Origin of the sequence: Bradyrhizobium sp. CCBAU 25360, assembly GCF_028128695.1 — a bacterium.
GTDB classification, from domain to species: domain Bacteria; phylum Pseudomonadota; class Alphaproteobacteria; order Rhizobiales; family Xanthobacteraceae; genus Bradyrhizobium; species Bradyrhizobium ottawaense.
In genome coordinates, this window is sequence record NZ_LBJA01000044.1 from 616,776 (window position 1) to 642,335 (window position 25,560).

The 25,560-nt window shown below is 64.7% G+C and carries 24 protein-coding genes; 8 read left to right on the top strand and 16 right to left on the bottom strand.

Translation table 11 applies throughout. The features are described from left to right. Positions 1 to 60: 60 nt before the first annotated feature. Complete coding sequence (locus XH81_RS33185) at positions 61 to 1,287, bottom strand: lytic murein transglycosylase (RefSeq protein ID WP_028145603.1); 1,227 nt, start codon at positions 1,285 to 1,287, stop codon at positions 61 to 63. 7 nt (positions 1,288 to 1,294) lie between these two features. Beyond that, entirely contained in the window at positions 1,295 to 2,944 is a 1,650-nt protein-coding gene (gene ettA / locus XH81_RS33190) for an energy-dependent translational throttle protein EttA (protein ID WP_028145604.1), read from the bottom strand. Positions 2,945 to 3,178: 234 nt separating this feature from the next. Between ettA and XH81_RS33195 the strand changes: the two genes are divergently transcribed. Together XH81_RS33195 and XH81_RS33200 are read left to right on the top strand one after the other, a co-directional pair. After that, complete coding sequence (locus XH81_RS33195) at positions 3,179 to 3,394, top strand: hypothetical protein (RefSeq protein WP_028145605.1); 216 nt, start codon at positions 3,179 to 3,181, stop codon at positions 3,392 to 3,394. 143 nt (positions 3,395 to 3,537) lie between these two features. Further along, positions 3,538 to 4,500 (top strand): D-2-hydroxyacid dehydrogenase family protein, encoded by a 963-nt coding sequence (locus XH81_RS33200; protein WP_028145606.1) that lies wholly within the window; start codon positions 3,538 to 3,540, stop codon positions 4,498 to 4,500. 59 nt (positions 4,501 to 4,559) lie between these two features. On the opposite strand, the gene XH81_RS33205 is transcribed toward XH81_RS33200, so the two are convergent. Then, positions 4,560 to 5,765 carry a L,D-transpeptidase family protein gene (locus XH81_RS33205; RefSeq protein WP_028145607.1) on the bottom strand — a complete coding sequence of 402 codons (1,206 nt, stop codon included), beginning with the start codon at positions 5,763 to 5,765 and terminating at the stop codon, positions 4,560 to 4,562. Between the two features lie 369 nt (positions 5,766 to 6,134). Between XH81_RS33205 and XH81_RS33210 the strand changes: the two genes are divergently transcribed. Further along, positions 6,135 to 6,920, top strand: coding sequence for a hypothetical protein (locus XH81_RS33210; RefSeq protein ID WP_028145608.1), 786 nt, complete (start codon positions 6,135 to 6,137; stop codon positions 6,918 to 6,920). Between the two features lie 105 nt (positions 6,921 to 7,025). Here the strand turns inward: XH81_RS33210 and sseA are convergent, their stop codons facing one another. The 3 genes from sseA to XH81_RS33225 all read right to left on the bottom strand — a co-directional run bounded on the left by sseA (position 7,026) and on the right by XH81_RS33225 (position 9,743). Further along, complete coding sequence (gene sseA / locus XH81_RS33215; protein ID WP_028145609.1) at positions 7,026 to 7,886, bottom strand: 3-mercaptopyruvate sulfurtransferase; 861 nt, start codon at positions 7,884 to 7,886, stop codon at positions 7,026 to 7,028. 141 nt (positions 7,887 to 8,027) lie between these two features. Then, the gene (locus XH81_RS33220; protein ID WP_028145610.1) at positions 8,028 to 8,441 is read right to left on the bottom strand and encodes a rhodanese-like domain-containing protein; all 414 of its coding nucleotides are present in this window, start codon (positions 8,439 to 8,441) and stop codon (positions 8,028 to 8,030) included. A 126-nt stretch (positions 8,442 to 8,567) separates the two neighbouring features. Further along, positions 8,568 to 9,743, bottom strand: coding sequence for a vWA domain-containing protein (locus XH81_RS33225; RefSeq protein ID WP_271596763.1), 1,176 nt, complete (start codon positions 9,741 to 9,743; stop codon positions 8,568 to 8,570). A gap of 123 nt (positions 9,744 to 9,866) precedes the next feature. On the opposite strand from XH81_RS33225, the gene XH81_RS33230 reads away from it, so the two are divergent. Together XH81_RS33230 and XH81_RS33235 are read left to right on the top strand one after the other, a co-directional pair. Then, positions 9,867 to 10,112, top strand: coding sequence for a GlsB/YeaQ/YmgE family stress response membrane protein (locus XH81_RS33230; protein WP_018318587.1), 246 nt, complete (start codon positions 9,867 to 9,869; stop codon positions 10,110 to 10,112). Between the two features lie 95 nt (positions 10,113 to 10,207). After that, positions 10,208 to 11,050, top strand: coding sequence for an AAA family ATPase (locus XH81_RS33235; RefSeq protein ID WP_028145612.1), 843 nt, complete (start codon positions 10,208 to 10,210; stop codon positions 11,048 to 11,050). Between the two features lie 1,003 nt (positions 11,051 to 12,053). Here XH81_RS33235 and XH81_RS33240 read toward each other — a convergent pair. The 6 genes from XH81_RS33240 to XH81_RS33265 all read right to left on the bottom strand — a co-directional run bounded on the left by XH81_RS33240 (position 12,054) and on the right by XH81_RS33265 (position 17,101). Further along, the gene (locus XH81_RS33240) at positions 12,054 to 12,347 is read right to left on the bottom strand and encodes a BrnA antitoxin family protein (protein WP_028145613.1); all 294 of its coding nucleotides are present in this window, start codon (positions 12,345 to 12,347) and stop codon (positions 12,054 to 12,056) included. Then, a complete protein-coding gene (locus tag XH81_RS33245; protein WP_028145614.1) occupies positions 12,334 to 12,594 on the bottom strand; it encodes a BrnT family toxin in 261 nt (86 codons plus the stop codon). The genes XH81_RS33240 and XH81_RS33245 overlap by 14 nt, the downstream gene beginning before the upstream one ends. A gap of 181 nt (positions 12,595 to 12,775) precedes the next feature. Beyond that, positions 12,776 to 14,422: a GMC family oxidoreductase gene (locus XH81_RS33250; RefSeq protein WP_028145615.1), complete on the bottom strand. Its 1,647-nt coding sequence runs from the start codon at positions 14,420 to 14,422 to the stop codon at positions 12,776 to 12,778. A gap of 16 nt (positions 14,423 to 14,438) precedes the next feature. Next, entirely contained in the window at positions 14,439 to 15,032 is a 594-nt protein-coding gene (locus tag XH81_RS33255; protein ID WP_028145616.1) for a GNAT family N-acetyltransferase, read from the bottom strand. Between the two features lie 158 nt (positions 15,033 to 15,190). Next, complete coding sequence (locus XH81_RS33260) at positions 15,191 to 16,129, bottom strand: SMP-30/gluconolactonase/LRE family protein (protein ID WP_028145617.1); 939 nt, start codon at positions 16,127 to 16,129, stop codon at positions 15,191 to 15,193. Positions 16,130 to 16,267: 138 nt separating this feature from the next. Next, positions 16,268 to 17,101, bottom strand: a complete 834-nt coding sequence (locus XH81_RS33265; protein ID WP_028145618.1) for an AraC family transcriptional regulator — start codon at positions 17,099 to 17,101, stop codon at positions 16,268 to 16,270. 172 nt (positions 17,102 to 17,273) lie between these two features. On the opposite strand from XH81_RS33265, the gene XH81_RS33270 reads away from it, so the two are divergent. Further along, on the top strand, positions 17,274 to 18,377 hold the full coding sequence (locus tag XH81_RS33270; RefSeq protein ID WP_028145619.1) for a mandelate racemase/muconate lactonizing enzyme family protein: 1,104 nt from the start codon (positions 17,274 to 17,276) through the stop codon (positions 18,375 to 18,377). Positions 18,378 to 18,386: 9 nt separating this feature from the next. On the opposite strand, the gene XH81_RS33275 is transcribed toward XH81_RS33270, so the two are convergent. Further along, entirely contained in the window at positions 18,387 to 18,740 is a 354-nt protein-coding gene (locus XH81_RS33275) for a hypothetical protein (RefSeq protein ID WP_028145620.1), read from the bottom strand. 183 nt (positions 18,741 to 18,923) lie between these two features. On the opposite strand from XH81_RS33275, the gene XH81_RS33280 reads away from it, so the two are divergent. Further along, positions 18,924 to 19,148 carry a hypothetical protein gene (locus tag XH81_RS33280; protein WP_018318578.1) on the top strand — a complete coding sequence of 75 codons (225 nt, stop codon included), beginning with the start codon at positions 18,924 to 18,926 and terminating at the stop codon, positions 19,146 to 19,148. 280 nt (positions 19,149 to 19,428) lie between these two features. Here XH81_RS33280 and XH81_RS33285 read toward each other — a convergent pair whose 3' ends face one another. Further along, the gene (locus tag XH81_RS33285; protein ID WP_028145621.1) at positions 19,429 to 20,085 is read right to left on the bottom strand and encodes a glutathione S-transferase family protein; all 657 of its coding nucleotides are present in this window, start codon (positions 20,083 to 20,085) and stop codon (positions 19,429 to 19,431) included. 156 nt (positions 20,086 to 20,241) lie between these two features. On the opposite strand from XH81_RS33285, the gene XH81_RS33290 reads away from it, so the two are divergent. Next, on the top strand, positions 20,242 to 21,465 hold the full coding sequence (locus XH81_RS33290) for a polyhydroxyalkanoate depolymerase (protein WP_028145622.1): 1,224 nt from the start codon (positions 20,242 to 20,244) through the stop codon (positions 21,463 to 21,465). Positions 21,466 to 21,494: 29 nt separating this feature from the next. Here XH81_RS33290 and XH81_RS33295 read toward each other — a convergent pair whose 3' ends face one another. Continuing rightward, positions 21,495 to 23,399: a sensor domain-containing diguanylate cyclase gene (locus tag XH81_RS33295; RefSeq protein WP_028145623.1), complete on the bottom strand. Its 1,905-nt coding sequence runs from the start codon at positions 23,397 to 23,399 to the stop codon at positions 21,495 to 21,497. After that, the gene (locus XH81_RS33300) at positions 23,396 to 25,552 is read right to left on the bottom strand and encodes a glycosyltransferase (RefSeq protein ID WP_028145624.1); all 2,157 of its coding nucleotides are present in this window, start codon (positions 25,550 to 25,552) and stop codon (positions 23,396 to 23,398) included. The genes XH81_RS33295 and XH81_RS33300 overlap by 4 nt, the downstream gene beginning before the upstream one ends. Between the last annotated feature and the right edge of the window lie 8 nt (positions 25,553 to 25,560).

The following is a 25,560-nucleotide window of genomic DNA, read 5'->3' on the forward strand; positions in this document are numbered from 1 at the left end:
TGAGCGCCGCGATCGAAGCCCGGCCGAGACCATCGGCCGGGCTTTTTCTTTGGTCGCGCGCTATCGCGCCGCCTGGATCGAGCGCAGCACCTCTTCGCTGGGCCAGCAATCGACCTTGAGGCCCGCCGACTTCTGATAGGCACCGAGCGCGGCGCGCGTCTGCATGCCGGCCTTGCCGTCGATCTTGTCCTTGTAGAGCCCGACGCGCGTAAGCCCACGCTGCATGGTCTCGACATCCCTGGTGCGCAATTGCTTCGAGGCCGCCCATGGCGTTGCGAACGGAAGCGGGCTCGTCATGCGGTCGGCCAGATGACCGACGAACAGCACATAGAGGTCGGAGAAATTGTATTCCTTGATGACGAAGTAGTTCTTCGTGGTCAGGAATGACGGGCCATAGATGCCTTCCGGCTGCAACAGCGAAGCCGGCTGCGCCTGCTCGGTGGCACTAAGCTTCTGCCCGCGCACCGGCACAAGGCCTTCGCGCAACCACTGGCCCAGCGGCTTCGTCACCTCGGGCACACCGGTGGTGCAATCGACCTTGGCCGGCGCCTGCACCTCGTAGGCCCAGCGCACGCCGCTCTGCCAGCCCTTGTTGACGAGTTGCTGCGCGGCTGAGGCCAGCGCATCCGGCACCGAATGCCAGATGTCGATGCGGCCGTCGCCGTCGAAATCGACACCGTGCTTGTAATATTCGGACGGCAGGAACTGCGTCAGCCCGGTGGCGCCGGCCCAGGACGAGCGCATGTCCTTGCGCGTCACCACGCCTTCGCCGAGGATCTTCAGCGCAAGGATGAACTCGGTGCGGTATTGATCCTTGCGTCGCCCGACATAGGCCTGCGTCGCCAGCACGCGGACGAGATCGTAAGGCAGCGTGTAGCGGCCGTAATCGGTCTCGCGGCCCCAGATCGCGAGCATCACGGTTGCCGGCACGCCGGACTTCTTCTCGATCTCGCTCAGCGAGGCGCGATATTTCTGCAGCAGCCGCTGTCCTTCGCCCGCAAGCCGCGCGATCGAGGCTTCCTTGACGTAGTCGGCCGGCACCTGCACGAACTCGGCCTGCGACGGCGCACCTAGCGCGGGCCGTCCGGGCAGGATCAGATCGGGCAGCTTGTAGTCGGGCTCGAGCCCGCGCGTCTGCTCGTCGAACGTCTTGCGCGAGACGCCTTCTGCCTGCGCCTCCGGCCACAGCGAGGCGATGAACTGGGTGAAGGCGGCATCGGCGGCGCGCGCGGACGTCCAGCCGCAGGTGACCACGATCACCGCAGCGATGAGCGCCCGCCGCATCATGCCGAAATCACCGCGTCAGCTTCTTGTACTTCACGCGGTGCGGAATGATGCTGTCCTGGCCGAGCCGGCGCATCTTGTCCTTCTCGTAATCCTGGAAGTTGCCTTCGAACCATTCGACATGGCTGTCGCCTTCGAAGGCCAGGATGTGGGTCGCGATACGGTCGAGGAACCAGCGGTCATGGCTGATGATGACGGCGCAGCCTGCGAAATCCTCCAGCGCCTCTTCGAGCGCGCGCAGCGTGTCGACGTCGAGGTCGTTGGTCGGCTCGTCCAGCAGCAGCACGTTGGCGCCGGACTTCAGCATCTTGGCGAGATGCACGCGATTGCGTTCACCGCCGGACAGCGCGCCGACCTTCTTCTGCTGGTCGGCACCCTTGAAGTTGAACGCCGAGCAATAGCCACGCGAGTTGACTTCCTTCTTGCCGAGCAGGATCAGCTCGTTGCCGCCGGAGATCTCCTCCCACACGTTCTTGCTGCCGTCGAGCGCGTCGCGCGACTGGTCGACATAACCGAGATGCACGGTCTCGCCGACCGTGATGGTGCCGTTGTCCGGCTGTTCCTGCTTGGTGATCATCTTGAACAGCGTGGTCTTGCCGGCGCCGTTGGGGCCGATCACACCGACGATGCCGCCGGGCGGCAGCTTGAAGGTGAGATCGTCGATCAGCAGGCGGTCGCCGAAGCCTTTGCTGAGACCTTCGAAGTCGACGACGTTGGCGCCAAGCCGCTCGGCGACCGGAATGATGATCTGCGCGGTCTGGGTCTGCTTCTCGCTCGCCTGCTTGAGCAGATCCTCGTAGCGCTGATAGCGCGCCTTGGACTTGGCTTGGCGTGCCTTCGGTGACGAGGCGACCCATTCCTGCTCGCGCGCGAGCGTCTTCTGATGCGCTGCGTCCTCGCGTCCCTCCTGCTCCAGCCGCTTCTGCTTCTGCACCAGCCAGGACGAGTAATTGCCCTCGTAGGGAATGCCCTTGCCGCGATCGAGCTCGAGAATCCAGCTCGTGACGTTGTCGAGGAAGTAGCGATCATGGGTCACGATCAGGATCGCGCCGGGATAGTTGCGCAGATGGCCTTCGAGCCAGGACACCGACTCGGCATCGAGATGGTTGGTCGGCTCGTCCAGCAGCAGCAGCTCGGGCTGGTCGAGCAGCAGCTTGCACAGCGCGACGCGGCGGCGCTCACCGCCGGAGAGCTTCGTGACATCCGCATCGTCGGGCGGGCAGCGCAGCGCGTCCATGGCCTGGTCGACCTTGCTGTCGAGATCCCAGAGGCCCTGGGCCTCGATCTCGTCCTGTAGCTTGGTCATCTCGTCGGCGGTTTCCTCGGAGTAGTTCATCGCCAGCTCGTTGTAGCGATCGAGGATGGCCTTCTGCTTGGCGACGCCCAGCATGACGTTCTCGCGCACGCTGAGTGCCGGATCGAGGTGCGGCTCCTGCTCGAGATAGCCGACACGGGCGCCCTGCGCGACCCAGGCCTCGCCGTTATACTCCTTGTCGAGGCCAGCCATGATCTTGAGCAGCGTCGACTTGCCCGAGCCGTTGACGCCGAGCACGCCGATCTTGGCGTCCGGGTAGAACGACAGATGGATGTTATCGAGCACCTTCCGGGTCGGGTAGCTCTTGGTCAGGCCCTGCATGAAATAGATGAACTGGCGTGCCATCGGTCCCGAAAACCTTCGATTTGAGGAAATTTGCTTAGCCTGCGATGTAGCGATCCCGCCCCCAAAGGGCAATGTTTTCCGTCCGTTCACCACGGATGAATACGGGACGGACACCATCCGGTCACCGATCCGGACAATTGAAACCATCTTTTAATAAATCAGGCCGAAAGCTCGGTTTCGCGCGGAAACAGCGCCACCCGCTCAGAACGAACGGGAGCACAGCGAGGCCGCATCATGGCTCTGATCGAGACCCATTCTCTTCCTGTTCCGGCAGAAGCCGGCCACGTCTCCGGCTTCGTCTCGGAGATCAAGGGATTCTGGAAGCGCTTCTTCGCCACCGCCTTCAATCCCTACCGGCCCGAACTGCACTACATGCGTGGCCCCGGTCCGGCATGGCGCGCCAAGCACGGCATGGATGCGCCGTTCCGCCTGAAGCCCCGGGATCTCTGAGCGCCTCCTTCCTATCGGACTTTTGAAGACGCAAGCGGCTTGCGCGCCGTCCTGATTGCGCGCAACCATGGCCCGGTTCCGACGATGGCGCGCGCCCAGCGCCCTCACCTCTCGCCATCAACTCTGGCCCTGGATGAACGCTGATGAGCCGGCTGCGCTGTGCAATTCTCGACGACTATTTCAATCTCGCGCTCGACGTCGCCGACTGGCAGAAACTGTCCGACCGCCTCGACGTCACCGTGTTCAGCCATCCCTTCGCCTCCGAGCGGGCTGCGGCCAGCGCGCTGGCCGATTTCGAGATCATCTGCGCGATGCGCGAGCGCACGGCCTTCCCGAAGAGCCTGTTCGAGAGCCTGCCGAAGCTGAAGCTGCTGCTCACGTCGGGCATGCGCAACGCCGCGATCGACATGGAAGCCGCGAAGGCGCGCGGCGTCACCGTCGCAGGCACGCAATATTCGCGCGATCCCACCGCACCGCTGACCATGGGCCTGATCCTGGAGCTGACCCGCGGCATCGGCCGCGAGAACGCGCGCATGCATGCTGGCGAGCCCTGGCAGACCTTTGCCGGCGTCGAGATCGAGGGCATGACGCTCGGCATTGTCGGGCTCGGCAAGCTCGGCAGCAGGATGGCCGGGATCGCCAAGGCGTTCGGCATGAACGTGATTGCCTGGAGCCCGAACCTGACGCCGGAGAAATGCGCGGCGGCCGGCGTCGGCTACGCCACCAAGGAGGAGCTGTTCGCCAAGGCCGATATCGTCACCATCCATGTGGTGCTGAGCGAGCGCTCGCGCGGGCTGGTGAGCCGCGACGATCTCGCGCGGATGAAGCCGACGGCCTTCCTCGTCAACACCGCGCGCGGGCCAATTGTCGATGAGGCGGCGCTGCTCGAGGCCTTGCAGCAGCGCAAGATCGCGGGCGCCGGCATCGACGTGTTCGCGGTCGAGCCGTTGCCGGTCGACCATCCCTTCCGCAAGCTCGACAACCTCGTGCTGACGCCGCATCTCGGCTACGCGACCTCAGACGGCCTGCGCATCCATTACGGCCAGATGGTCGAGGCGATCGACGCCTTCACTGGGGGCCGCGAGCTGCCGCGGAAGCTGGCCTGAAACGATGAAGGGCGCGCCGATGGCACGCCCTTCGCAATCTGAATTGCCTCGCGGCGCGCTTAGCGCACGGTGACCGGCGCGGGTAGCGGCGGCACCACGGTCGGCTGCGTGCCCGGGACCGGACCGGCCTGCGCGGCCATCGGAGCCGGACCTGCGGCAGGACCGGGCGCCGGCGCGGCGGACGCCGTCGCGGTTCCCGGCGGCGGACCACCCGGCATCACCACCACGCGGGTGCCGACCTTGACGCGATCGAACAGGTCGGAGACGTCCTCGTTCAGCATGCCGATGCAGCCGGACGAGACGAACTTGCCGATGGTCGAGGGCTGGTTGGTGCCGTGGATGCGGTAGACGGTCGAGCCGAGATACATCGCGCGGGCGCCGAGCGGATTGCCGGGGCCGCCGGCCATGAAACGCGGCAGATAGGGCTGGCGCTCGATCATCTCGGTCGGCGGATGCCAATCCGGCCACTCGGCCTTGCGGGTGATCTTCTGCACGCCGGTCCAGGTGAAGCCGTCGCGGCCGACGCGGACGCCGTAGCGGATCGCTCGGCCGCCACCGAGCACGTAATAGAGGTAGGTGTTGGGGGTATCGACCACGAGGGTGCCCGCGGGCTCCTTGGTCTGGAACGAGACCTCCTGGCGGCGCAGGTTCTGCGGCAGCTGCACCGGCGCAGCATCGGGCTGCTCCTCAGGCGGCAGCGCGGCCATCGTCATCGGCCTTCCGTCAGCGCCGACCGGCGGCTGCCCGGCCTGGACCGTTCCGGTCGCGGCGGGACCACCAACGGCCTCCGGCGGACGCATGCCGTCACCGGCGGGAGCCTGCCCCTGCTGGCCCGGACGATTGGCATAGATCACTGGCGGCGGACCCGCGGGGCGGCCGTAGCGGGGATCGTCGGGCGACATCACGGGGCCCTGCGACGGTGCGGCCGAATAGACCGGCGCCCCAGTCGGGCGGCCATAACGCGGATCATCCGGCGACATCACCGGACCCTGCGGCGGCGCGGCCGAGTAGACCGGGGGAGCACCGACCGGACGGCCATAGCGCGGATCGTCGGCTGGGCCGGGCGGCGGCAACGATGCCTGCGGCATCGCGTCGTCGTCATCTTCCAGCGCGTCGAAATTCGGCGTGCGGTCGCCGGGCCGATATTCGGCCGGGGCGCCGTAGCTCGGCGCCTGCTGAACCGGATAGCTCTGAGCCTGCGCGAGCGAGGTTCCCGCCGCAGCGACTGTTGCGGCAGCGCATATCGTCAGAAAATGTTTGATCATCATCGCTCTTGTATAGTCCCCAAGCCCGATCGGACCGTTAACGGCCAGATGGCCGAAGATAGCGGCACATTCAAGACATATCAGGCTTATTTGCGCGGGACCTGCCGATTTGTGATCCGCAAGACTACCGTTGCCCCGTTGCATCACGGGGCGGAAATCAGCTCATGGCGTCAATTGCCGGAGTCTTCGGCCCCGTTTTTTGCGGAACGGGTCGGAATCGTTGCGGTATGTTCGAATCAGCCTGATTCGCCGCCCATTTGAGCTCCCGATCCCCGCGTGGCGAACGCGGCAAACAGTACCGTCACCGCGTTCAGATGGCTCTTGGGCCCTGGCCTCTTCGCCGCCGGGGCGGAAATTCGCAATCGCTCGATGCTTCCCGGCTTTCGCTTCCTGTTTGCCGCGATCCTGCTGTCAGTCTCCATCCTGGTGTTCGGCCTGGGCGCCGCCGCACTGCTGCGGGCGAGCCACGAGCAGTATGTCAGCAACCCCTCCTGGCGGAACGGCCCGCAGGAGCAGGTGTTCGCGCAGGCTCCCGAGCCGGCCCAGCCGGTGCTCGCGGTCCTCCGCGCGGAGCCGGAGCCGACCGCCGAGCCCGAGCCGTCGCTGCGCGACAAGGTGCCGACCATTGGACTACCCGAAAGCGAGCCCGACCAGGTCGCCGTGCTGACGACCGAGACCGAGGCCCAGTCCCAGGTCGCGGCACCTCCGGCTGACGTCCCGGTCGCAGAACCGGCCAAGGCCGAGACAACGAAGGCCGAGACGACGACGGAGGCCGCAGCGCCGGCGCCCGCCGACACGCTCACCCCGGCCGACACCACGGCGTCGATCCCCGCGGCCGAGCCTGCCGCGACCGCCAGCGAGCCAGCGCCGGTCGATCCCAGCGCGGCCGTGGCCTCCTCCGCACTCGATGCCGCCTCGGCCAAGCTGGCCGCTTTGAACGAGCCGGCGACGACGGCCGTGAAGGATGCGCCGGCGAAGGCCAAGACCGAGAGCAAGGCAGATACCAAGGCCGACGACAAGGCGACCAAGCGCAAGGCGAAGGCCAAGAAGCGGCATCGCGTGGTGCGTCGTCCGCCGCCTCAGCAGTTGCAGCAGCAGCTCGATCCGTTCGGCCAGCCGCAGACGTTTGCGACGACGACAACGCGCACGCGGTGATCTTCACCGCGCCCCGCTTGCGGGAGCGATTTCGCTTGTGGCCATCCTTCGAGGCGCGCGCTCAAGGCGTCGAGAGCGCGAGGGCGCGCACCGTCATCGTGACGCTCACGCCGGCCCGGTCGCGATGGCCGGGCCGCCCTCCTGGCCCCATTCCGACCACGAGCCGTCATAGAGCGCGGTGTCGGTGATCCCAAGGCGATAGAGCGCGAGCGTCAGCACCCCGGCTGAGACGCCCGAGCCGCAGCTCGTCACGATCGGCGCATCGAGCTTGACGCCGGCGCTCGTGAAGGCGGCGCGCAAGTCCTCGAGCGGCTTCATCGTGCCGGTCGCGGCATCGAACAGCTGATTGTAGGGCACGTTGCGCGCGCCGGGGATGTGGCCGGAGCGGATGCCGGCGCGCGGCTCGGGGGCGCGGCCCTCGAAGCGGTCGCCGGCGCGCGCGTCGATCACCTGCTCGGCACGGCTTTCCACATTGGCGATCAGCTGCTGCATGCTGCGCACGCGATTTGAATCGTAGCTCGCCTTGAACGTCGCTGGCTTCGGCTTCACCTCGCCGCTCTCGACCGCTCGCCCCTCGGCGCGCCACTTCTTCAGGCCGCCATTGAGGATGCGCACGTTGCTATGGCCGAAGGCCAGGAACATCCACCAGGCGCGGGGCGCGGCGACCCAGCCGCCGGCATCGTAGAGCACGACGGTGTCGGCGTTGGAGATGCCGAGATTGCCGATGTCACGGCCGAACTGCTCGGCGCTCGGATACATGTGCGGCAGCGGGTTGGAATGATCCGACACCGCATCGACGTCGAAGAACACGGCGCCGGGCAGGTGCGCGGCGAGATAATCGTCCTTGGGCAGCGGCAGCACGCCCGGCAGCTTGAAGCTGGCGTCGAGCACTTTGACGTTGGAATCGTTGATGTGCGCGGCGAGCCATTCGGTGGAGACGAGGGGGTCGGTGGGGGTGTCAGTCATTGATGTACTCTCTGGCAACTTTGTCGGTCGTCATGCCCGGGCTTGTCCCGGGCATCCACGTCTTTCGGCGCGCGAGCAAGAACGTGGATGGCCGGGACAGGCCCGGCCATGACGGAGTGTGTGGTACGCGCGGTATCCAATTCACCCCTTCTTCTTCGGTTCCCACGCTTCCGTCGGCCCACCGGCATCGCGCCAGGCGGCGTAGCCGCCGGCGATGTGGGCGACGGGCTTCAGGCCCATGTCCTGCGCGGTCTTGGCCGCGAGTGCGGAGCGCAGGCCCCCGGCGCAGTGGAAGACGAACTTCTTGTCCTCCTGGAAGACCGGCTTGGCGTAGGGGCTCTGCGGGTCGATCCAGAATTCCAGCATGCCGCGCGTGCAGGCGAACGCGCCGGGGATGCGACCGTCGCGCTCGATCTCGCGAGGGTCGCGGATGTCGACGATGACGACGTCGCCATTCTTGGAGATCTCGATGGCGTCCTTGGCGTTGAGCGTCTCGATCTCGGCATTGGCCTCGTCGATCAGCGCCTTGATGCCGCGGGTGATGTTTTGGGGCATGGGTCTTCCCTCTTGTTGTCATTCCGGGGCGCGCGCAGCGCGAGCCCGGAATCCATTCCTCTACACGCACTGCGGCCCGATGGATTCCGGGCTCGCCCTTCGGGCGCCCCGGAATGACGGCGGAAGCTAGTGCGTCAATTCCTTCATCGCACCCTCAAGCCCCTCGATCGTGATCGGGTACATGCGGTTCGCAAAAATGCGTTTGATGATGGTGGTCGATTCCGAATAGTCCCAATGCTTCTGAGCGACCGGATTGAGCCACACCGCATGCGGATAGGTGCGGATGATGCGGTCGAGCCAGACCGAGCCCGGCTCCTCGTTGACATGCTCGACCGAGCCGCCGGGCACCATGATCTCGTACGGGCTCATCGACGCATCGCCGACGAACACGATCTTGTAGTCGTGCGGGTATTTGTGCAGCACGTCCCAGGTCGGCGTGCGGTCGGTGAAGCGGCGCTTGTTCTGCTTCCACACGCCCTCATAGAGGCAGTTGTGGAAGTAGAAATACTCCATGTGCTTGAACTCGCTCTTCGCCGCCGAGAACAGCTCCTCGACCTGCTCGATATGCGCGTCCATGGAGCCGCCGATGTCGAAGAACACCAAAAGCTTCACCGCATTGCGCCGCTCGGGGCGCATGTGGACGTCGAGATAGCCGTGATTGGCGGTCTCGCGGATGGTGGTGTCGAGATCGAGCTCGTCGGGTGCGCCGGTGCGCGCGAATTTGCGCAGGCGGCGCAGCGCCACCTTGATGTTGCGGATGCCGAGCTCGACATTGCCGTCGAGGTCCTTGAACTCGCGCTTGTCCCACACCTTCACGGCGTGGTTGTTGCGGTTCTTCTCCTGGCCGATGCGCACGCCCTCGGGATTGTAACCGTGGGCGCCGAACGGCGAGGTGCCGGCGGTGCCGATCCACTTCGAGCCCCCCTGGTGCCGCCCCTTCTGCTCTTCGAGGCGCTTCTTCAGGGTCTCCATGAGCTTGTCCCAGCCCATGGCCTCGATCTGCTTCTTCTCTTCGTCAGTCAGGTATTTTTCGGCGAGCTTCTTCAGCCACTCCTCGGGGATCTCCGCCTTCTCCATGGCGTCGAGCAGGTTTTCCAGCCCCTTGAACACCGTGCCGAAGACGCGGTCGAACTTGTCGAGGTTGCGCTCGTCCTTCACCAGCGAGGTGCGCGACAGGTAGTAGAAATTCTCCACCGAATAATCCGACAGGTCAGCGTCGAGCGCCTCCATCAGCGTGAGGTATTCGCGCAGCGTCACGGGGACCTGCGCATCGCGCAGAGAAGTGAAGAATTGCAGGAACATGGGTGACAGATTGCCCGTCGGGTGGCTGACGTCAAGGGGCGGAGACCGCCGCGGGGTGCTGGACCGCGAAGCTTTTTGCTCTAGAATTGGGGCCCTCACGGGGTTGTTTTGGGGACGTTTGCAATGGGAATTGTCGCAGCACTCATCATCGGTGCGATCGCGGGCTGGCTTGCGGGCAAGATTGTCCACGGGGCGGGATTTGGACTGATCGGCAACATCGTCGTCGGCATCATCGGTGCGCTGGTCGCAAGCTGGGTGTTGCCCCAGCTGCACATCCAGCTGGCAACGGGCACGGTCGGCGCCATCGTGGACGCCACGATCGGCGCGGTGATTGTGCTCGTCATCCTTTCGCTGATAAAACGGGTCTGAAAGCCTGACCGAACCAGGAACAGCCGCCGCGAGCGGCCGTTCGCTTGTCGCGACGGGGCCGACGCCTCTCGCCGACGATGACCCAAGGACACGCGATGAAATTTACCGGCACCAAGGACTATGTTGCGACCGACGATCTCAAGGTCGCCGTCAATGCCTCGATCGTGCTCGAGCGCCCGCTCCTCATCAAGGGTGAGCCCGGCACCGGCAAGACGGTGCTGGCGGAGGAAGTCGCGAAGGCTCTGAACGCGCCGCTGCTGACCTGGCACATCAAGTCCACCACCAAGGCGCAGCAGGGCCTCTACGAATACGACGCGGTGTCGCGCCTGCGCGACAGCCAGCTCGGTGATAGCAGGGTGTCTGACATCAAGAACTACATCAAGCGCGGCAAGCTGTGGGACGCCTTCACCGCCGAGCAGCGGCCGGTGCTCTTGATCGACGAGATCGACAAGGCCGACATCGAATTCCCGAACGACCTCCTGCTCGAGCTCGACCGCATGGAATTCCATGTCTACGAGACCGGCGAGACGATCAAGGCCAAGCAGCGCCCGATCATGATGATCACCTCCAACAACGAGAAGGAGCTGCCGGACGCGTTCCTGCGCCGCTGCTTCTTCCACTACATCAAGTTCCCCGACGCCGACACGATGGGCCGCATCGTCGACGTCCACTTCCCCGGCATCAAGAAGCGCCTGGTCGAGGAAGCGCTGCGCATCTTCTTCGAGGTGCGCGAGGTGCCCGGCCTGAAGAAGAAGCCGTCCACGTCGGAGCTTCTGGACTGGCTCAAGCTGCTGCTCAACGAGGACATGAGCGTCGAGCAGCTGCGCGAGCGCGACCCGCGCAAGCTGATCCCGCCGCTGCACGGCGCGCTGCTGAAGAACGAGCAGGACGTGCATCTGTTCGAGCGGCTGGCATTTTTGAGCAGACGGGAAGTGTGACCTTCCCGTGTCCCGGACGCGCTGCAGCGTGCAACGCTGCTGCGCAGAGCCGGGACCCAGTAGGCGACACGGTACAATGCGGCGACATGGGCCCCGGCTCTGCAGCGCACCGTCAAGAGACGCTGCGCTGCGTCCGGGGCACGAGAGTAGAGTTCGGTGCGCCGCTTTCTCCACACCGTCATTGCGAGCGCAGCGAAGCAATCCGGAATCCCTCCGCGGTGACAGTCTGGATTGCTTAGCTGCGCTCGCAATGACGGAGTATGAGGCAGCAGTTGCCCTTCCGACTCGCATTTTGAATCGCAGACACACCTTCGCAGCCTCGCGACGCATCTCGCCCGAGCTTTGCTCTCTCCGTCGCCCCCAAGGAAAGAGGGCGCAGGGAAGGCCGGGTGCCGGCTTGGCACCCGCGGTCCGCTGTGCGCAGATAGCGCAAAAGGACTGCACAGCGGCATACAGGTGCGGCCGAACACACGGCCTTCCCTGCGCGATGGTCGGACGGCTTATGCCGTGATCTCCCGGGAGCCGAACTTTCCCTCTGGCCTCCCTCGCCCCGCGAATTGGATGATGCCGTCTGCCCGGTTGGGCTCGCGCACATCTCCGCGACAGGCTTGACCGTAGCAACGACGGCCAGGACCACACGGTTTTGCCGTACGCAGCTCATCCGGCTTCGCCAAGAGGCTTCGCCGGACTTCAGCGCCGCTCGTCCGCACGAAGCCTCGGGCTCACAGGGACTACCCGCCCTGCCCACGCCTCTCGCGCACGACGCTGCCGCGTCCACCGCAACCCGGCCCGCGTTTCGAACGACTCGCGAACCGCCCCTCTTCGTCGGGCCGGGCTGCTTCGATGTATGCCGCAATTCCGAATTTCGGTAAAGTGGAATATTTTTGCGAGAAGGGGTTGACGGGTTGCGGGTGTTTTGCCCGACGGGACACGAAAGATGGATTGTTCAGGCTTCCCCCGAAGATCGCGGGGCAACATCCCTCCGCATCGCCCATCTCGGCCATCACGGCGCCTTGCGCTTGACCGCCTTGCGCAAGGTCTCGTCGATCCGCGATTGCCAGCCCGGCCCGGTCGACTTGAAATGCTCGACCACCTCCGGGCTGAGGCGCAACGAGACGAGCTTCTTCGTCGGCGCCTTGTTCGGGCCGCGGCCCTTCCGGATGGATGCGCCGAGATCTGGGAAGACCTCGGCAAACGGTCGCGCCTTGGCAAAGTCCGCCTTTGTCAGCTCCGGATTATCGCTGACTGCGCGCAGGTCCCTCTTTGTGTAGCCTGACTTCTTCCTAGCGTTCGGCATAGAGTTTCCTTTCGCTGCGGCTTGCCGGTCGCATGCTGATGATGCTGACGCCCTCGCGGCCGAGCCGGGCGAATACGACAACAATGACGCCACGGATGCTCACGCCGACCGCGATCCAGCGCTTGCTCTTGTTGTGCGAGGGAATGACCAGCGCGGTGTCGAAGAACGCTTCGTTGAGATCGGCAAAGTCCAGCCCGTGCTTGTCGAAGTTGGCGAGCCGCTTCGGTTCGTCCCAGACGATCTTCATTGCCTTTAATGTAGCTACGATTTAGCCGTCTGTCAATATCTTGTAGCTACAAAATAGCTCGTAGGGTGGGTTAGCGTCAGCGTAACCCACCTCTTCCGTTTCCGCATCGGCAGAAGTGGTGGGTTACGCCAGCGAACTGCGCTTCGCGCAGCCCGCTAGCTAACCCACCCTACGCAGATCCTCACGCCACCGCGGCGTCCGGAATCCTTGCGGCTTCCATCGGCGCCTTGCCACGGATCAGGTCCGAGGCACGATCCGCGATCATCATCGTCGACGCATTCAAGTTGGCCGAGATCATGCGCGGCATCACGGAGGCGTCGATGACGCGGAGACCTTCGAGGCCGTGGACGCGGAGCTGGTCGTCGACCACCGCCCAGGTCGAATCCGCCGGGCCCATGCGGCAGGTGCAGCCGGGGTGGAATGTGGTGGTGCCACGCTCGGTGGCGGCCGCCAAAAACTCGTCGTCGGTGTTGATGTTGGGACCGGGGAAATCCTCGTAGGCGTAATAAGGCGAGAGCGGCGCACTCTTGAGCAGGCGCCGCGCGAGCTTCATGCCGCCGACGATGACGCGGCGGTCGAGCTCGGCGTCGAGATAGTTGGTCTGGATGATCGGCGGCGCGAAGGGATCATTGGAGCGGATGCGGACATAGCCGCGGCTCTCCGGGCGCTGCTGCCAGGAGGCGACCGTCATGCCGGGCTCGTCTTCGAGCTGGCCCTGCACGCCTTCCTTGTAGGACGCCGGCGTGAAGGTGAGCTGGAGGTCGGATGAGTCGGCACTCTCGCCGGAGTGCCAGAAGCAATAAACCATGGTCGGCGACAGCGAGAGCAGGCCGCGGCGCGCGGTCGCCCATTTCAACGCCTCGATCCACAGCGAGACACCGCGGCGGAGCTCGTTGATGGTCTTGATGTCCTTGACGCGCGCCACCGTGCGGGGGGCGTAGTGGTCCTGCAGGCCTTCACCGACCGGCAGCGCGTGACGCACTGCGATGCCGTGCGCGGCCAGCAGGTCCGGCGAGCCGACGCCGGAGAGCTGCAAGAGCTGCGGCGAGTTATAGGTGCCGCCCGACAGGATGACTTCCTTGTTGGCGCGCACCTCCACCGGCGTGCCGCCCCGGCCGCCCTTGGTGTAGCGCACGCCGACGGCGCGCTTGCCCTCGAAGATGATCTCGGTGGCATGCGCGTGCGTATGCACATGCACGTTGGGCCGCTTCATCGCGGGCTTGAGGAAGGCGGTCGAGCCGGAGACGCGCAGGCCCTTGTCGATGGTGCGCTGGCAGTACGAGACGCCCTCTTGCTTGGCGCCGTTATAGTCGGGGTTGCGCGGGATGCCGAGCGAGACCGCGCCTTCCATGAAGGCCTCGCAGAGCGGGTCGCGCCACTCCATGGTCGTGACCGTGAGCTTGCCGTCGCGGCCGCGGAAGGTGCTGTCGCCCTCGCCGACCCGCTTCTCCAGCCGCTTGAAGTAAGGCAGCACGTCGGCATAGCCCCAGCCGCGATTGCCCATCTGCGCCCAGGTGTCAAAATCCATGCGCTGGCCGCGGTTGTAGATGTGGCCGTTGATCGAGGAGGAGCCGCCGAGCGTCTTGCCACGCGGCGCATAGATGCTGCGCCCGCCGGTCCAGGGCCCCGGCTCCTGCTGATAGGCCCAGTTGATGCTCTTCATGTGGAAGGTCTTGATGAAGCCCGCCGGCAGATGGATGTAGGGATGCCAGTCGGACGGGCCGGCTTCCAGCACGCAGACGCTGACGTTGGGGTCTTCGCTCAGCCGGCTGGTGAGCACGCAACCCGCAGAGCCCGCGCCGACGATCACATAATCAAATCTGTCCATGGTGCCTCGGCCGCTCCTAGCGCGGCTTGTCGTTGAGTTGAAATTCCAGATGCGTCCGCACCGTCGGCCATTCGGCGGCGGTGATGCTGTAGACCACAGTGTCGCGCAAGCTGCCGTTCGGCGCGACCTGATGGCTGCGCAAAATGCCGTCCTGCTTGGCGCCCAGGCGCTCGATGGCGCGGCGGCTCTGGTGGTTGAAGAAATGGGTGCGGAATTCGACCGCGATGCAGTTCAGCGTCTCGAAGGCGTGGCGCAGCAGCAAAAGCTTGCACTGCGTGTTGAGCGGGCCGCGCTGCGCGCTCTTGCCGTACCAGGTCGAGCCGATCTCGACGCGGCGGTTGGCGGCATCGATGTTCATGTAAGTGGTCATGCCGACGATGTTGCCGCCGGCGTCGAACACGGTGAACGGCAGCATCGAGCCCGCAGCCTGCAGCCCCAGGCGCCGGTCGATCTCCTTGGCCATGTTGTCCGGCAGCGGGATCGCGGTGTACCAGAGCTTTGACAGCTCGCCATCCTTCACGGCCGTCACCAGCCCGTCGAGATGCTGCTGCGACAGCGGCTCGAGACGGGCGTGCTGTCCACGCAGGGTGATGGGATCGGGCCAGGGCATTTCTCACTCCATATTGACTGCTGTCATTCCGGGGCGACGCGAAGCGGCGAGCCCGGAATCCATAACCACCGCCCGGGGTTATGGATTCCGGGCCTGCGTGCTGGCGCACGCATCCCGGAATGACGACGGATGTATTGGCACGGCTCGTCCAGATACATTCACTTGTTCAAAAAGTTCAACGGCAAACCGCCACGCGGCCAGTCCATGGCGACGAGCTCGCCCTTGCCCGATAGCGTGATGTAGGCGGTCTTCAGCGCGGGGCCGCCGAAGGCGATGTTGGTGGTGACGCGGTCGCCGGTCGGGACCTGCTCGACCAGCGTGCCGTCGGGCGCGATCACCGAGATGCAGCCGGAAACGAGGGTGGCGACGCAGACATTGCCGTTCGCCTCCACCGCGAGCGAGTCGAACATCTGGTAGCCGCCGAGGCCGCAGATCGGCTTACCCCGCTCGCCGCGATAGATCACGTCGCGCGGCTTCAGCGTGCCGGGCGCGGAGAGCTCGTAGGCCCAGAGCCGGCCGGTCGGCGTCTCCGCGATGTAGACGGTATACTCATCCGGCGACAGCCCGATGCCGTTCGCCGGCAATATGCCGTGCACGACCTCGACCAGCTCGGTCATCCCAGGCTTGAGGTAGTACATGCCGCCGACGTCCATCTCGCGGGCGCGGCGCTTGCCGAGATCGGAGAACCAAAGGCCGCCCTGCTTGTCGAACACCAGATCGTTCGGCCCGCGCAGATCGTGCGCGCCGCATCTGGTGACGACGGTCTCGACCTTGCCGGATTGCAGATCGACGCGCTGGATCGAGCCGCCGAGGTAATCGTCGGGCTGCGGGCCCGGCATGATCATGTTGCGGGTCGGGATCCAGGAGAAGCCGCCATTGTTGCAGATGTAGATCTTGCCGTCGGGGCCGAGGGCGGCGCCGTTCGGCCCGCCCGGAATTTTCGCGACGATCTCCTTGCGGCCGTCGGGATAAACGCGCGTCAGGCGCTGGCCGCGGATCTCCACCAGCACCACCGAACCATCAGGCATCACGACTGGCCCTTCGGGAAATTCGAGGTCGGTGGCGAGAACGCGGACGTTGGACGTGGCGGTGGACATTGGGGCCCCTCCCGGCTGATTGTTATGACTTGCACGGGATGTCCGGCACGGGCCTCACACGCAAGATTTGCCTGCGGTTATGACAAAGACACCCCGGCTTGCCAAGCAAGCGGGATGGTATGCCAGCGTTGCGGAAGCCTACGGCTTCACCGGCAGCCAGATCTCGAAGCCGCCATTGCCGGTTGCGGGATCGAACGCCTCGTCGTAGCGCTCGAAACTCGGCGCGTCCGCGGCCGTCAAACCCGAGGCGGGCAGCCATCGATTCCAGATCGTGTTGACGGTGCGGCGGATCGAGGCGACGTGCTCGGTATGCGTGAACACGGCATAGCGCTGCTCGGGGATGCGGATGCGGGCGAAGCGTCGCGGCAGGTCCGAGAACTCGGCGACCTCGACGCCTGCGATGTAGTCGAAATTGCCGGAATCGTCGCCGTTGCAGCAGACGCCGTAGGCGACCTGTCCGACCCTCGAGGGAATATCGGCGACCTCCTGATGAAAGCGGTGCCACAGGCCGGGGATGACGGCGCCGTTGTCGCAAGAAATGCGCTCGCCGGGACCGGCGACGAGCAACGCCCGCGCGGTCTCGAAGCGCGGCGGGGCGAGATGGTCGAGCATGGTGGAGTCCATGAGGATCGGCTCCTGAAGCTTGAGGTCATTGGCGCACATTGCCGCCCTGACCGCTTCGGGCGTGGTGCCGAATTGGTCGCGGAACGCGCGGGTGAAAGCTTCGTGCGAGCCGTAGTCGGCCTCCAGCGCGACGCTGAGGATATCAGGCGCGCCGTTCGCGAGAAGACGCGCCGCCTCTGTCAGCCGCCGCGCGCGCAAATAGCGCATCACCGGAAGTCCGGTGGCTGCGGCAAACGCGCGCACGATGTGGAACCGCGACACGCCCGAGATCGCAGCGATCTCGTCGAGCGTCATCGGCTCGGCCAGATGGCTCTCGATATACCAGAGCGCGCGCTGGGCAGGGTTCATGGCGGCTCAACCCTCGTTCGAAGCGTGACGATGATGCGCCGTCAGCGCCGGCTTCGCTTGATCGGCATTGCTGTCCTCGCGGGAGGATAGCCCGGGAATGGCCACTGGCAACGCCCTGGCGTTCGCGGCTAGACTGTTTGGAAACCGCTCACGAGAAAGAGGAACCCGCGTCATGGAAATCACCGATGTGCGGGCACACCATATCCGCATCCCCTATGACGCCGGCGTTGCGAGCTTCCGCCAGGGCGCATCCGCGATCACCGCGCTCGACATGGTGCTGGTCGAGGTCACCACCGACGCCGGGCTGACCGGCTGGGGTGACGCCTTCGCCTATGTCTGCCCGCGCACCACGCGCAGCGCCGTCGAGGAGATGATCGCGCCGCAGGCCCGCGGGCTGAAGGTGCCCGATGCCGCCGGCATCCCCGCCGCGATGGAGCAGATCCAGCGCAATCTGCATCTGTTCGGCCGCTACGGCATCACCATGTTCGCGATCTCGGGGCTCGACATCGCGCTCTGGGACCTCGCTGCCAAGGTCGAGGGCGTGCCCCTGCATCGCCTGCTCGGCGAGACCAGGCGCACGGCCATTCCCGCCTATGCGAGCCTGCTGCGGATCGGCTCGCCCGACAACATCGCGGCCGAATGCAGGAAGGCGCTCGCGCTCGGCTATGGCGCAATCAAGCTGCACGAGACCACGGCGCCTGCGGTGTTCGCCGCGCGGGAGGCGATCGGGCCGGCCATTCCGCTGATGGTCGACATGAACTGCCCGCTCACGGCCGAGCAGGCGATCGCATTCGCGACGTCGTGCCGCGATGCGCGGCCGATGTTCCTGGAGGAGCCGGTGTGGCCGCCGGAAGACTTCGCCGCGCTCGCCGAGGTCCGCAGCAAAGGCGGGCTCGGCATCGCCGCCGGCGAGAATGCCTGCACGGAATATCAATTCCGCCAGATGATGGAGGCGGGCGCGGTGAGCCACGCCCAGCCGTCGGTGACCAAGGTCGGCGGCATCACGGAATTTCTGAAGGTCGCGGCGCTCGCCGATCAGCTCGGCGTCAAGATCGTTCCGCACTCCCCGTATTTCGGTCCGGGCCTGCTCGCGACGCTGCATCTCCTCGCGACACGCGACGACGGGCTGGTCGAGATGTTCTATCTCAAGCGCGAGGCCTGCCTCTGGGGCGACCGCGCGGACAGCGATGCCACCGGCCATGTCGCGGTGCCCTCGGGCGTGGGGCTCGGTTATGAGCCCGATCGGGACGTGATGGAGCGATATCGCGTGACGTGACCGGCGCGCTCATTTCGCGTCCTTCGCCGGCGGCGCGTCCTGCTTCTTCTTCAGATCCTCGGCCGTCTTCACGTGGGCGGCCTGGAGATCGAGAAGCGTCTTCTGCAGGCCCACGAGGTTCGTCTTCAACGCGTCGATCTGGCGGTTTGCTGCATCCAGCTTCTGCTGGTGGTCGAGCGTGAGCTTGGTGATCGTCTTCTGCAGGAAGTCGACATTGCTCTGCAGGCAGCTGGTGCGCCGCTCCATGGTCTTCTCGACCGTGCAGATCTCGATGCCGGGCACGTCCTGCGCGTGCACCTGCGCATTCGCCAGCGTTGCGAGCAGCAATATTGCGAAACAAATGCCGGCGTTTCGAAGCAGCATGAGAGGTTCCTCGTCCAATCGATCACGGCAATGTGCGCTTTTTGCGCACAGCCACTCAGGGCTACCACACTCGTACCGCATTCTCGCGTTGAGCTTGCATCGTTCCCTTGGACGGGGAACGATGATCGGCACGCGGAAGAAGTGGGCGCTGTTCCGCGGCTTTGTTTAGGGGAGATTTTTGGAATGGCAACGCGCGATAGACGACTGGCGGAATTCGACGGCGCCGGAGAACCACCGCCGGGGCTTGCGCTCGAAGTGCTGTGCGAGGACCACAGCGGAACGTACCAGCTGCCGTTCGCCTGCCGCTATGTCGAGGGACGCTGGCAGAACCACGAGGCCGGCATCGCGGTGGAAGCGACCGTCATCGGCTGGCGCCTGCCGCGCGTGAGGCAGCGCGGGGCCGCCTGACGCCCATATCTGTTCCAAAATGCAACGCGGCCGCGCTCCGCCTTAACCTTCGGAACGCGGCCCGAACGAATCACGTCCGAATCGGCCGAACGGCTGCGTACGCAGCTGTTCACGGCTAGATGTCGATGCGGCTCTACCGGCGCGTACAATATCTGCGCAGCGCGGCGGATGGCCCGGGCCGGGCACGGGCGCCAAAGGTTAATCGCGACAAGGGTATAGCGCGCAAGACCACCCTGGCCGGCACCCGCCCCCGAAACAGGCAGGGCCAGGCAAGGACTGCCTAATATTCGACCTCGAGCTCCTCGATCTCGGCCGGCTCCTCCCTCGCCGCCGCGATCCATTCCTTCATCTCATCCATCGCCATGACGGTGTCGGCGTAGGCCTTCAGCTGCGGCTCGAGCTTGACGTCATAGGTGACGAAGCGCGTCACCACGGGCGCGTACATCGCATCCGCCATGGTGCGCCGCTCGCCGAACAGGAACGGGCCGCCGGATTTCTCCAGGCAGTCGCGCCAGATCGACCAGACCCGGTCGATGTCGGCCTGGGCGCGCGACCAGATCTTGAAGCCGGGAAAATGTCCTTTCAGATTGACGGGCAGCGAGGCGCGCAAGGTGGTGAAGCCGGAATGGATTTCGCCGCAGATCGAGCGGCAATGGGCGCGCTGCACGCGGTCGTCAGGCAGCAGGCCGGCTGACGGCATCGCCTCGTTGAGGTATTCGGCGATCGCAAGCGTATCCCAGACCACGGCACCGTCGTGCCGCAGACACGGCACCAGGATCGACGACGACAGCAAGAGGATTTCGGCACGCGCCGACGGATCGTCCGGCGCGGTGACGATTTCCTCGAAATCGAGCCCGGAGAATTTCGTCAGCAGCCAGCCGCGCAGCGACCAGGACGAGTAGTTCTTGCTGCTGATGGTCAGTGTCGCCTTCGCCATATGGCCCTTCCCTCACGCCTGGGAGCGCGCTGCCGGGCGTGCGCGCCCCGTCCTTCCCACCCAAAGAGCAGCAAGCGACGTGCCAATTTTGCCGGCGGTCCGGCCCCATCTGGCTTCGATATTGCATCAAGACGGGGGACAGGTGGGCACTTCAGTATGATGTCGATGTATTATCAGGCCTTTCAGAACCAGATGGACCTGACTGCGCCGTGGCGCGCGGGGGCTTCGTCCGCGCTCAGATTCCTCAATCTGGTGCCGCAGGGCATGTCGGATCAGGTCGTCGGCCGGCTGTCGGCGGCGCTGGAGCTGATCTCGCGCTCCACCCTCACCTATCATCGCCCGGCCTACGGCATCGACAGCGTCATGGTAGGCAATCGCGAAGTCGCCGTCACCGAGGAGATCGCCTACGCGACACCGTTCGGCTCGCTGCTGCACTTCAGGAAGGACGGCGTGACGGAGCAGCCGCGCATGCTGCTGGTGGCGCCGATGTCCGGCCATTTCGCAACGCTGCTGCGCGGCACCGTGCAGACGCTGCTGCAGGACCACGACGTCTACATCACCGACTGGCACAATCCGCGCGACATCCCGCGCAGCGAGGGCCGCTTCGGGCTCGACGACTACACCGAGCATCTGATCGATTTCCTCGGACAGCTCGGCCCGCGCCCGCACATGGTCGCGATCTGCCAGCCGTCGGTATCGGCGCTCGCGGCCGCCGCGATCATGTGCGAGGACAACCATCCCTCGCGCCCGGCGACGCTGACGCTGATGGCAGGGCCGATCGACACCCGCATCCAGCCGACCAGGGTCAACGACTTCGCCAAGAGCAAGCCGATCGAATGGTTCGAGCAGAATCTGATCAACTATGTGCCGATGCAGTGCCGCGGCGCGCTGCGGAAAGTCTATCCCGGCTTCGTGCAGCTCACCGCCTTCGTCTCGATGAACCTCGAGCGCCACATCAAGCAGCACATGGACCTCGCCAACCACATCGCCAAGGGCGAGAAGGACAAGGCCGCGACCATCAAGACCTTCTACGACGAATATTTCGCCGTGATGGACCTGCCGGCCGAGTTCTACATCGAGACCGTGCGCGACGTCTTCCAGGAGCACCTGTTGCCGCAAGGCAAACTGATGCATCGCGGCCGCCCCGTGAACACCAAGGCGGTCAGCCGCATGGGGCTGATGACGGTCGAAGGCGAGAAGGACGACATCTGCTCGATCGGCCAGACCCTTGCAGCCCAAGACCTCTGCACCGGCGTGCGTGCCTATCGGCGCGTCCACCACATGCAGGCCGGCGTCGGCCATTACGGCGTGTTCTCAGGCCGGCGCTGGAATAACGAGATCTATCCGCTGCTGCGGGATTTCGTGCACGTGAATTCGTGACACCACGCCGCGGCAGCTGGAATTGCTCTTCAAGCCCGTATCGAGCCGGGCCACGCGACGACTTGCCCTGACATCACCAGGCGGTTGCGTCCGCCCTCCTTGGCGGCGTAAAGCGCCTTATCCGCAGCCGCTATCAGCGACGAGCAATCCGCCTTGTCGCCGAACGAATTATGTGTGGCGCCACCAATACTGAGGGTGACCTGCCTGGATGACGCGTTGAGCGCGTGCAGGATGCCGAGGTCCTCGATCGCCTGCCGGATTCGCTCGCCGACCTGCTCGCAACCTCCTGCATCGGTATTCGGTAGTAGCAAGGCGAATTCCTCACCACCGTACCGGGCCGCCACGTCTGCCGGCCGTCTGGCCTGCTGCGCCAGGACCCCCGCGATTGAGCGGAGACATGAATCGCCCGCTTGATGCCCGTACCGGTCGTTGAAGCTCTTGAAATGATCGACGTCCATCAGCAGCAGTGACAGAGGCGTTCCTTCCCGCCTGGCCCGGTCCCATTCCGCCTCCAGCCGCTCGTCGAAGTGTCGGCGGTTTGCCAAGGCCGTCAGGCCGTCCGAACGGGCGAGAGCCGCCAGCCTATCCTCCAGATCCTTGCGTTCGGTCATGTCGCGCGAGATCGCCACCACGCCGTTGATGTGTCCACTCTGCGCACTCCTCGTGACGCGCAGTGCAGTTTCGACCCAGATCTCTTCCTTCTCACGATGACGGGTGCGATACGTGATTCTCGCCTCCTCGGCTTCGCCGTTCATCAATGCGGAGAGCGTTTGCTCAACTCGGGCCAGATCCGCGGGATTGATGCCGGCGAGGGCTGATGTATCCACCAACTGGTTTGGAGCCCAGCCAAGGATTCGAGCGGTGGACGGCGACGCATAGAGGATCCGTCCATCGACTGCGACGCGCATGACCATGTCTCCCGACTGCTCTGCAAGGAGGCGAAAATCCGCCTCCTTGGCGACCAGGGCAGCGGCCATCTTCTGCCGCAGGTGCAACTGGCGCACCAGAAAGAGCCCGGCAACACCGAGCCCAGCTGTCAGCGCCAGGACTGCGGCAATGCGCGTCAGCGCGGCTCGGCGCCAGGGGGCCAAGACGTCATCTTCCGATTCCGTAGCAACGAGGAGAACGGGGTAGCGACTGCTGAGTTGATAAAAGCTCAGACGCCGGACGCCGTCGAGAGGCGACGTGAAGTAGTAGACGTCCGCGGCCGGCCGCTCACGGATAATCCTGAAGAGCGGAGCACCCGACAGATCGCGGCCCGTATATCCGTTGTCCGGGCTACGCGCGAGGATAATGCCGTTCGCTGTCGCCAGTGCAATTGAACCGCTCTGGCCGACGTCGAAACCACGATAAAACTGCAGAAAATAGTCGACGTCGATCGTGGTAAGGGCAACTCCGGCAAAACTGCCGTCAGGATGATTGAAGCGCCTCGACGCGGCGATGATCCATTGCCCGCCCGACCTGCTCCTCACTGGAGACCCAATGAAGGTGCCCCGGTCAGCCACGGCACGATGATGCTGGAAATACTCTCGGTCGCTGTTGTTGAGGCCGGCGAAATCCACAGGCTCGCTGGTCGCGAGCCAGCGGCCGGTCTCGTCATAGACGAACACGGCGCGGATCCGGTTCGCGGCTTTGCGCCGGGAAAGAAAGGTCTGAATCTTGGCGATTGCCGCCGGGCTGGTTCCCTCGAGTTCGAGTTGGCCAACCAACACATTGAGAACGGTGTCCGCGAGTTCGAACGTATCGTCCGCGTGCTGCGTCACCGACCGGGCCAGATTGGCCATGTCTGTTTCGGAGCCCTTCAGCACCGTCTGTCGCGAGGACCACTCCCGCCAACCGCTGATTGCGACAATCGCCAAGCAGGCGACCACGACGAATGCCGAGGCCCAGAGCGTCAGACGCCCCTGGCGAACATCACTACGGTGATCGATCAAGAGACGCAGCCAGGTTCAGTAAAACTCGTCGGATGCAGGCTTCGAACTCCGGCAAGATGTGCCAAATCGTCGATCCGCGGTTGAGGCCGAATGACCAGGCTCTCTGCCGGCAGACGCACCGTCGGCGAGAGCGATGCGGGCTTCGCGCCAGTTGTAACAATGTGAGGCAACGGCGCGGCCATTGACCAGATGTTCTTGAGCATAGCCCTGTTCACGGAGCATGCGATGACACCGTTCCCCTTCAGACGGGCGACGGTAAAGAGCTTGCGGATCAGCAGGTCTCGTTCAAGCGACTGCGGCAAATGGAACTGCAGCCCGATGAGATGGCCTCTTCGTTGCACGACCATCGCGTCGATCCACCCCACCTGCGCGATGTGCACGCGCAGCGGTTCTCCACCGCGAGGACAGTCAATGCCGGCGCCGAGCAGAACGCCGGCGCCAGAGAGGGAGATGTTGCTCACGCGCCCGGAAAGCCGCTCGCCGGTGCCAGTCTCGATCAAGACTGATTCATCGAAGTCGAAACGCTCCTCGGCGCGTCCCATCCGTGCCTGCAGCGAGGTCATGCAGACGAAGAAGAGCACGACGATGTTCACCACCGACCAGAAGGCGACCATCGGTAAAGCGGCCGGATGATCGATCATCCGCCATTCCGGGATGGTGTTCACAACCAGGCCGACAACCGTCAACGCCATCAAGGCCGCTGACGGCCAGAATATCTCCGCGGCGTAGCTTGCGCACCGCGCGGCAACTCCCTTGGGCGTCACCCTGAACGCATGTCCCGTCGGCTTGACGAGAGTCCCAAGCACCGTCGGCAGAATCTTGAAGCTCTGGATCGTCGCCGACACCTGAGCGGCGAGCGGAAAATGCGCGTGCGGCGCAAACCACGAGATGCCGCCGTTGAGCGCCAGGATCGCGGGGAATAAGTAGTAGAAGACCGACTCAGGGGTAACGTCGACGACAGGCGCGAGCCCAGTCCACATGAACACGATCGGAACCACCACGACCGTGAGCGCCCGCAGGCCCAATGAGAGCCAATGGGTCGGAAAGAACAGGAGCCGATGCATCAAGCCCAATCCGGGGCCGAGCGGGCCGTCGGCGAGATACAGCGTCTGGATCGCGCCACGCGCCCAGCGTTGCCGCTGCACGAAAAAGGCGTCAAGGCTTTCCGGCGCCAGTCCAATCGCCAGCGGCTCGTGTAGATAGCGAGTGACGTACCCCTTGCGCAGCAGGACCAGCGTCAGCAGGATGTCTTCCGTAATGGACTGGGTCGGCAAGGCATCGCCCACGGCGCGGAGTGCTGCGCGACGCGTGACGGAGTTGGAACCACAACAAAAGGCACCATCCCAGCCGTCGCGCGCTGGCATGATGGAATCGAAGAAGAACCGTTGCTCGTCCGGCAGCCCCCTGTGCAGGCCAAGATTCGCCTGCATCGGGTCCTCATTGTAGAAGGTGTGCGGGATCTGAACGATTCCGATCTTTGGATCAGCGAAGAAGCCCATCGACCGCATCAGGAAATTGCGCTGCGGCACGAAGTCCGCGTCAAAGATCGCGAAGAACTCGCCGCTCGTCTTCGTCAGCGCATGATTGATATTGCCGGCCTTGGCATTCAAGTTGTCGGCGCGCGTGAGATACCCGGCGCCCTTGTGTTCGCAGAGTTCCTTGAGCCAGGGTCTGCGACCATCATCCAGGACCCAGACGTGGATGTTTGGATAGTCCAGACACAACGCGCCAGTGATCGTCTTTTCCAGCACCTCGAATGGCTCGTCATAGGTCGGAATAAAGACGTCGACCGAGGGCAGCTCGTCATCCGGCAGGCTGCGAAGCCGATGCTCGTGCTGATCTGCTTCGCTGCTGCGATCGGTCCTGCGAAGGAACGTCAGATAGAGAATGAACTGATCTGTGAAGGTCAGAAGCTCGACGAAGAGACAGAACCAGATCCAGCCGACCTGATACCAAGTCCCGCTTGCCGGCAGCACGGTTGTGAAAATACGCCATTCGAGATAGCGGGCGACCACAAGCCAAACCACGATAAAGACCGCGACACGCGCCCAAAGGCGCGCGACTGGAAAGGTCGGCGCCAACAGGTACATCGCCGCAAAGATGCCCAGCATCGGCGCGAACAGCTGAGAGAGAGGCAGAGTCATGGCCTGCATGGAACATC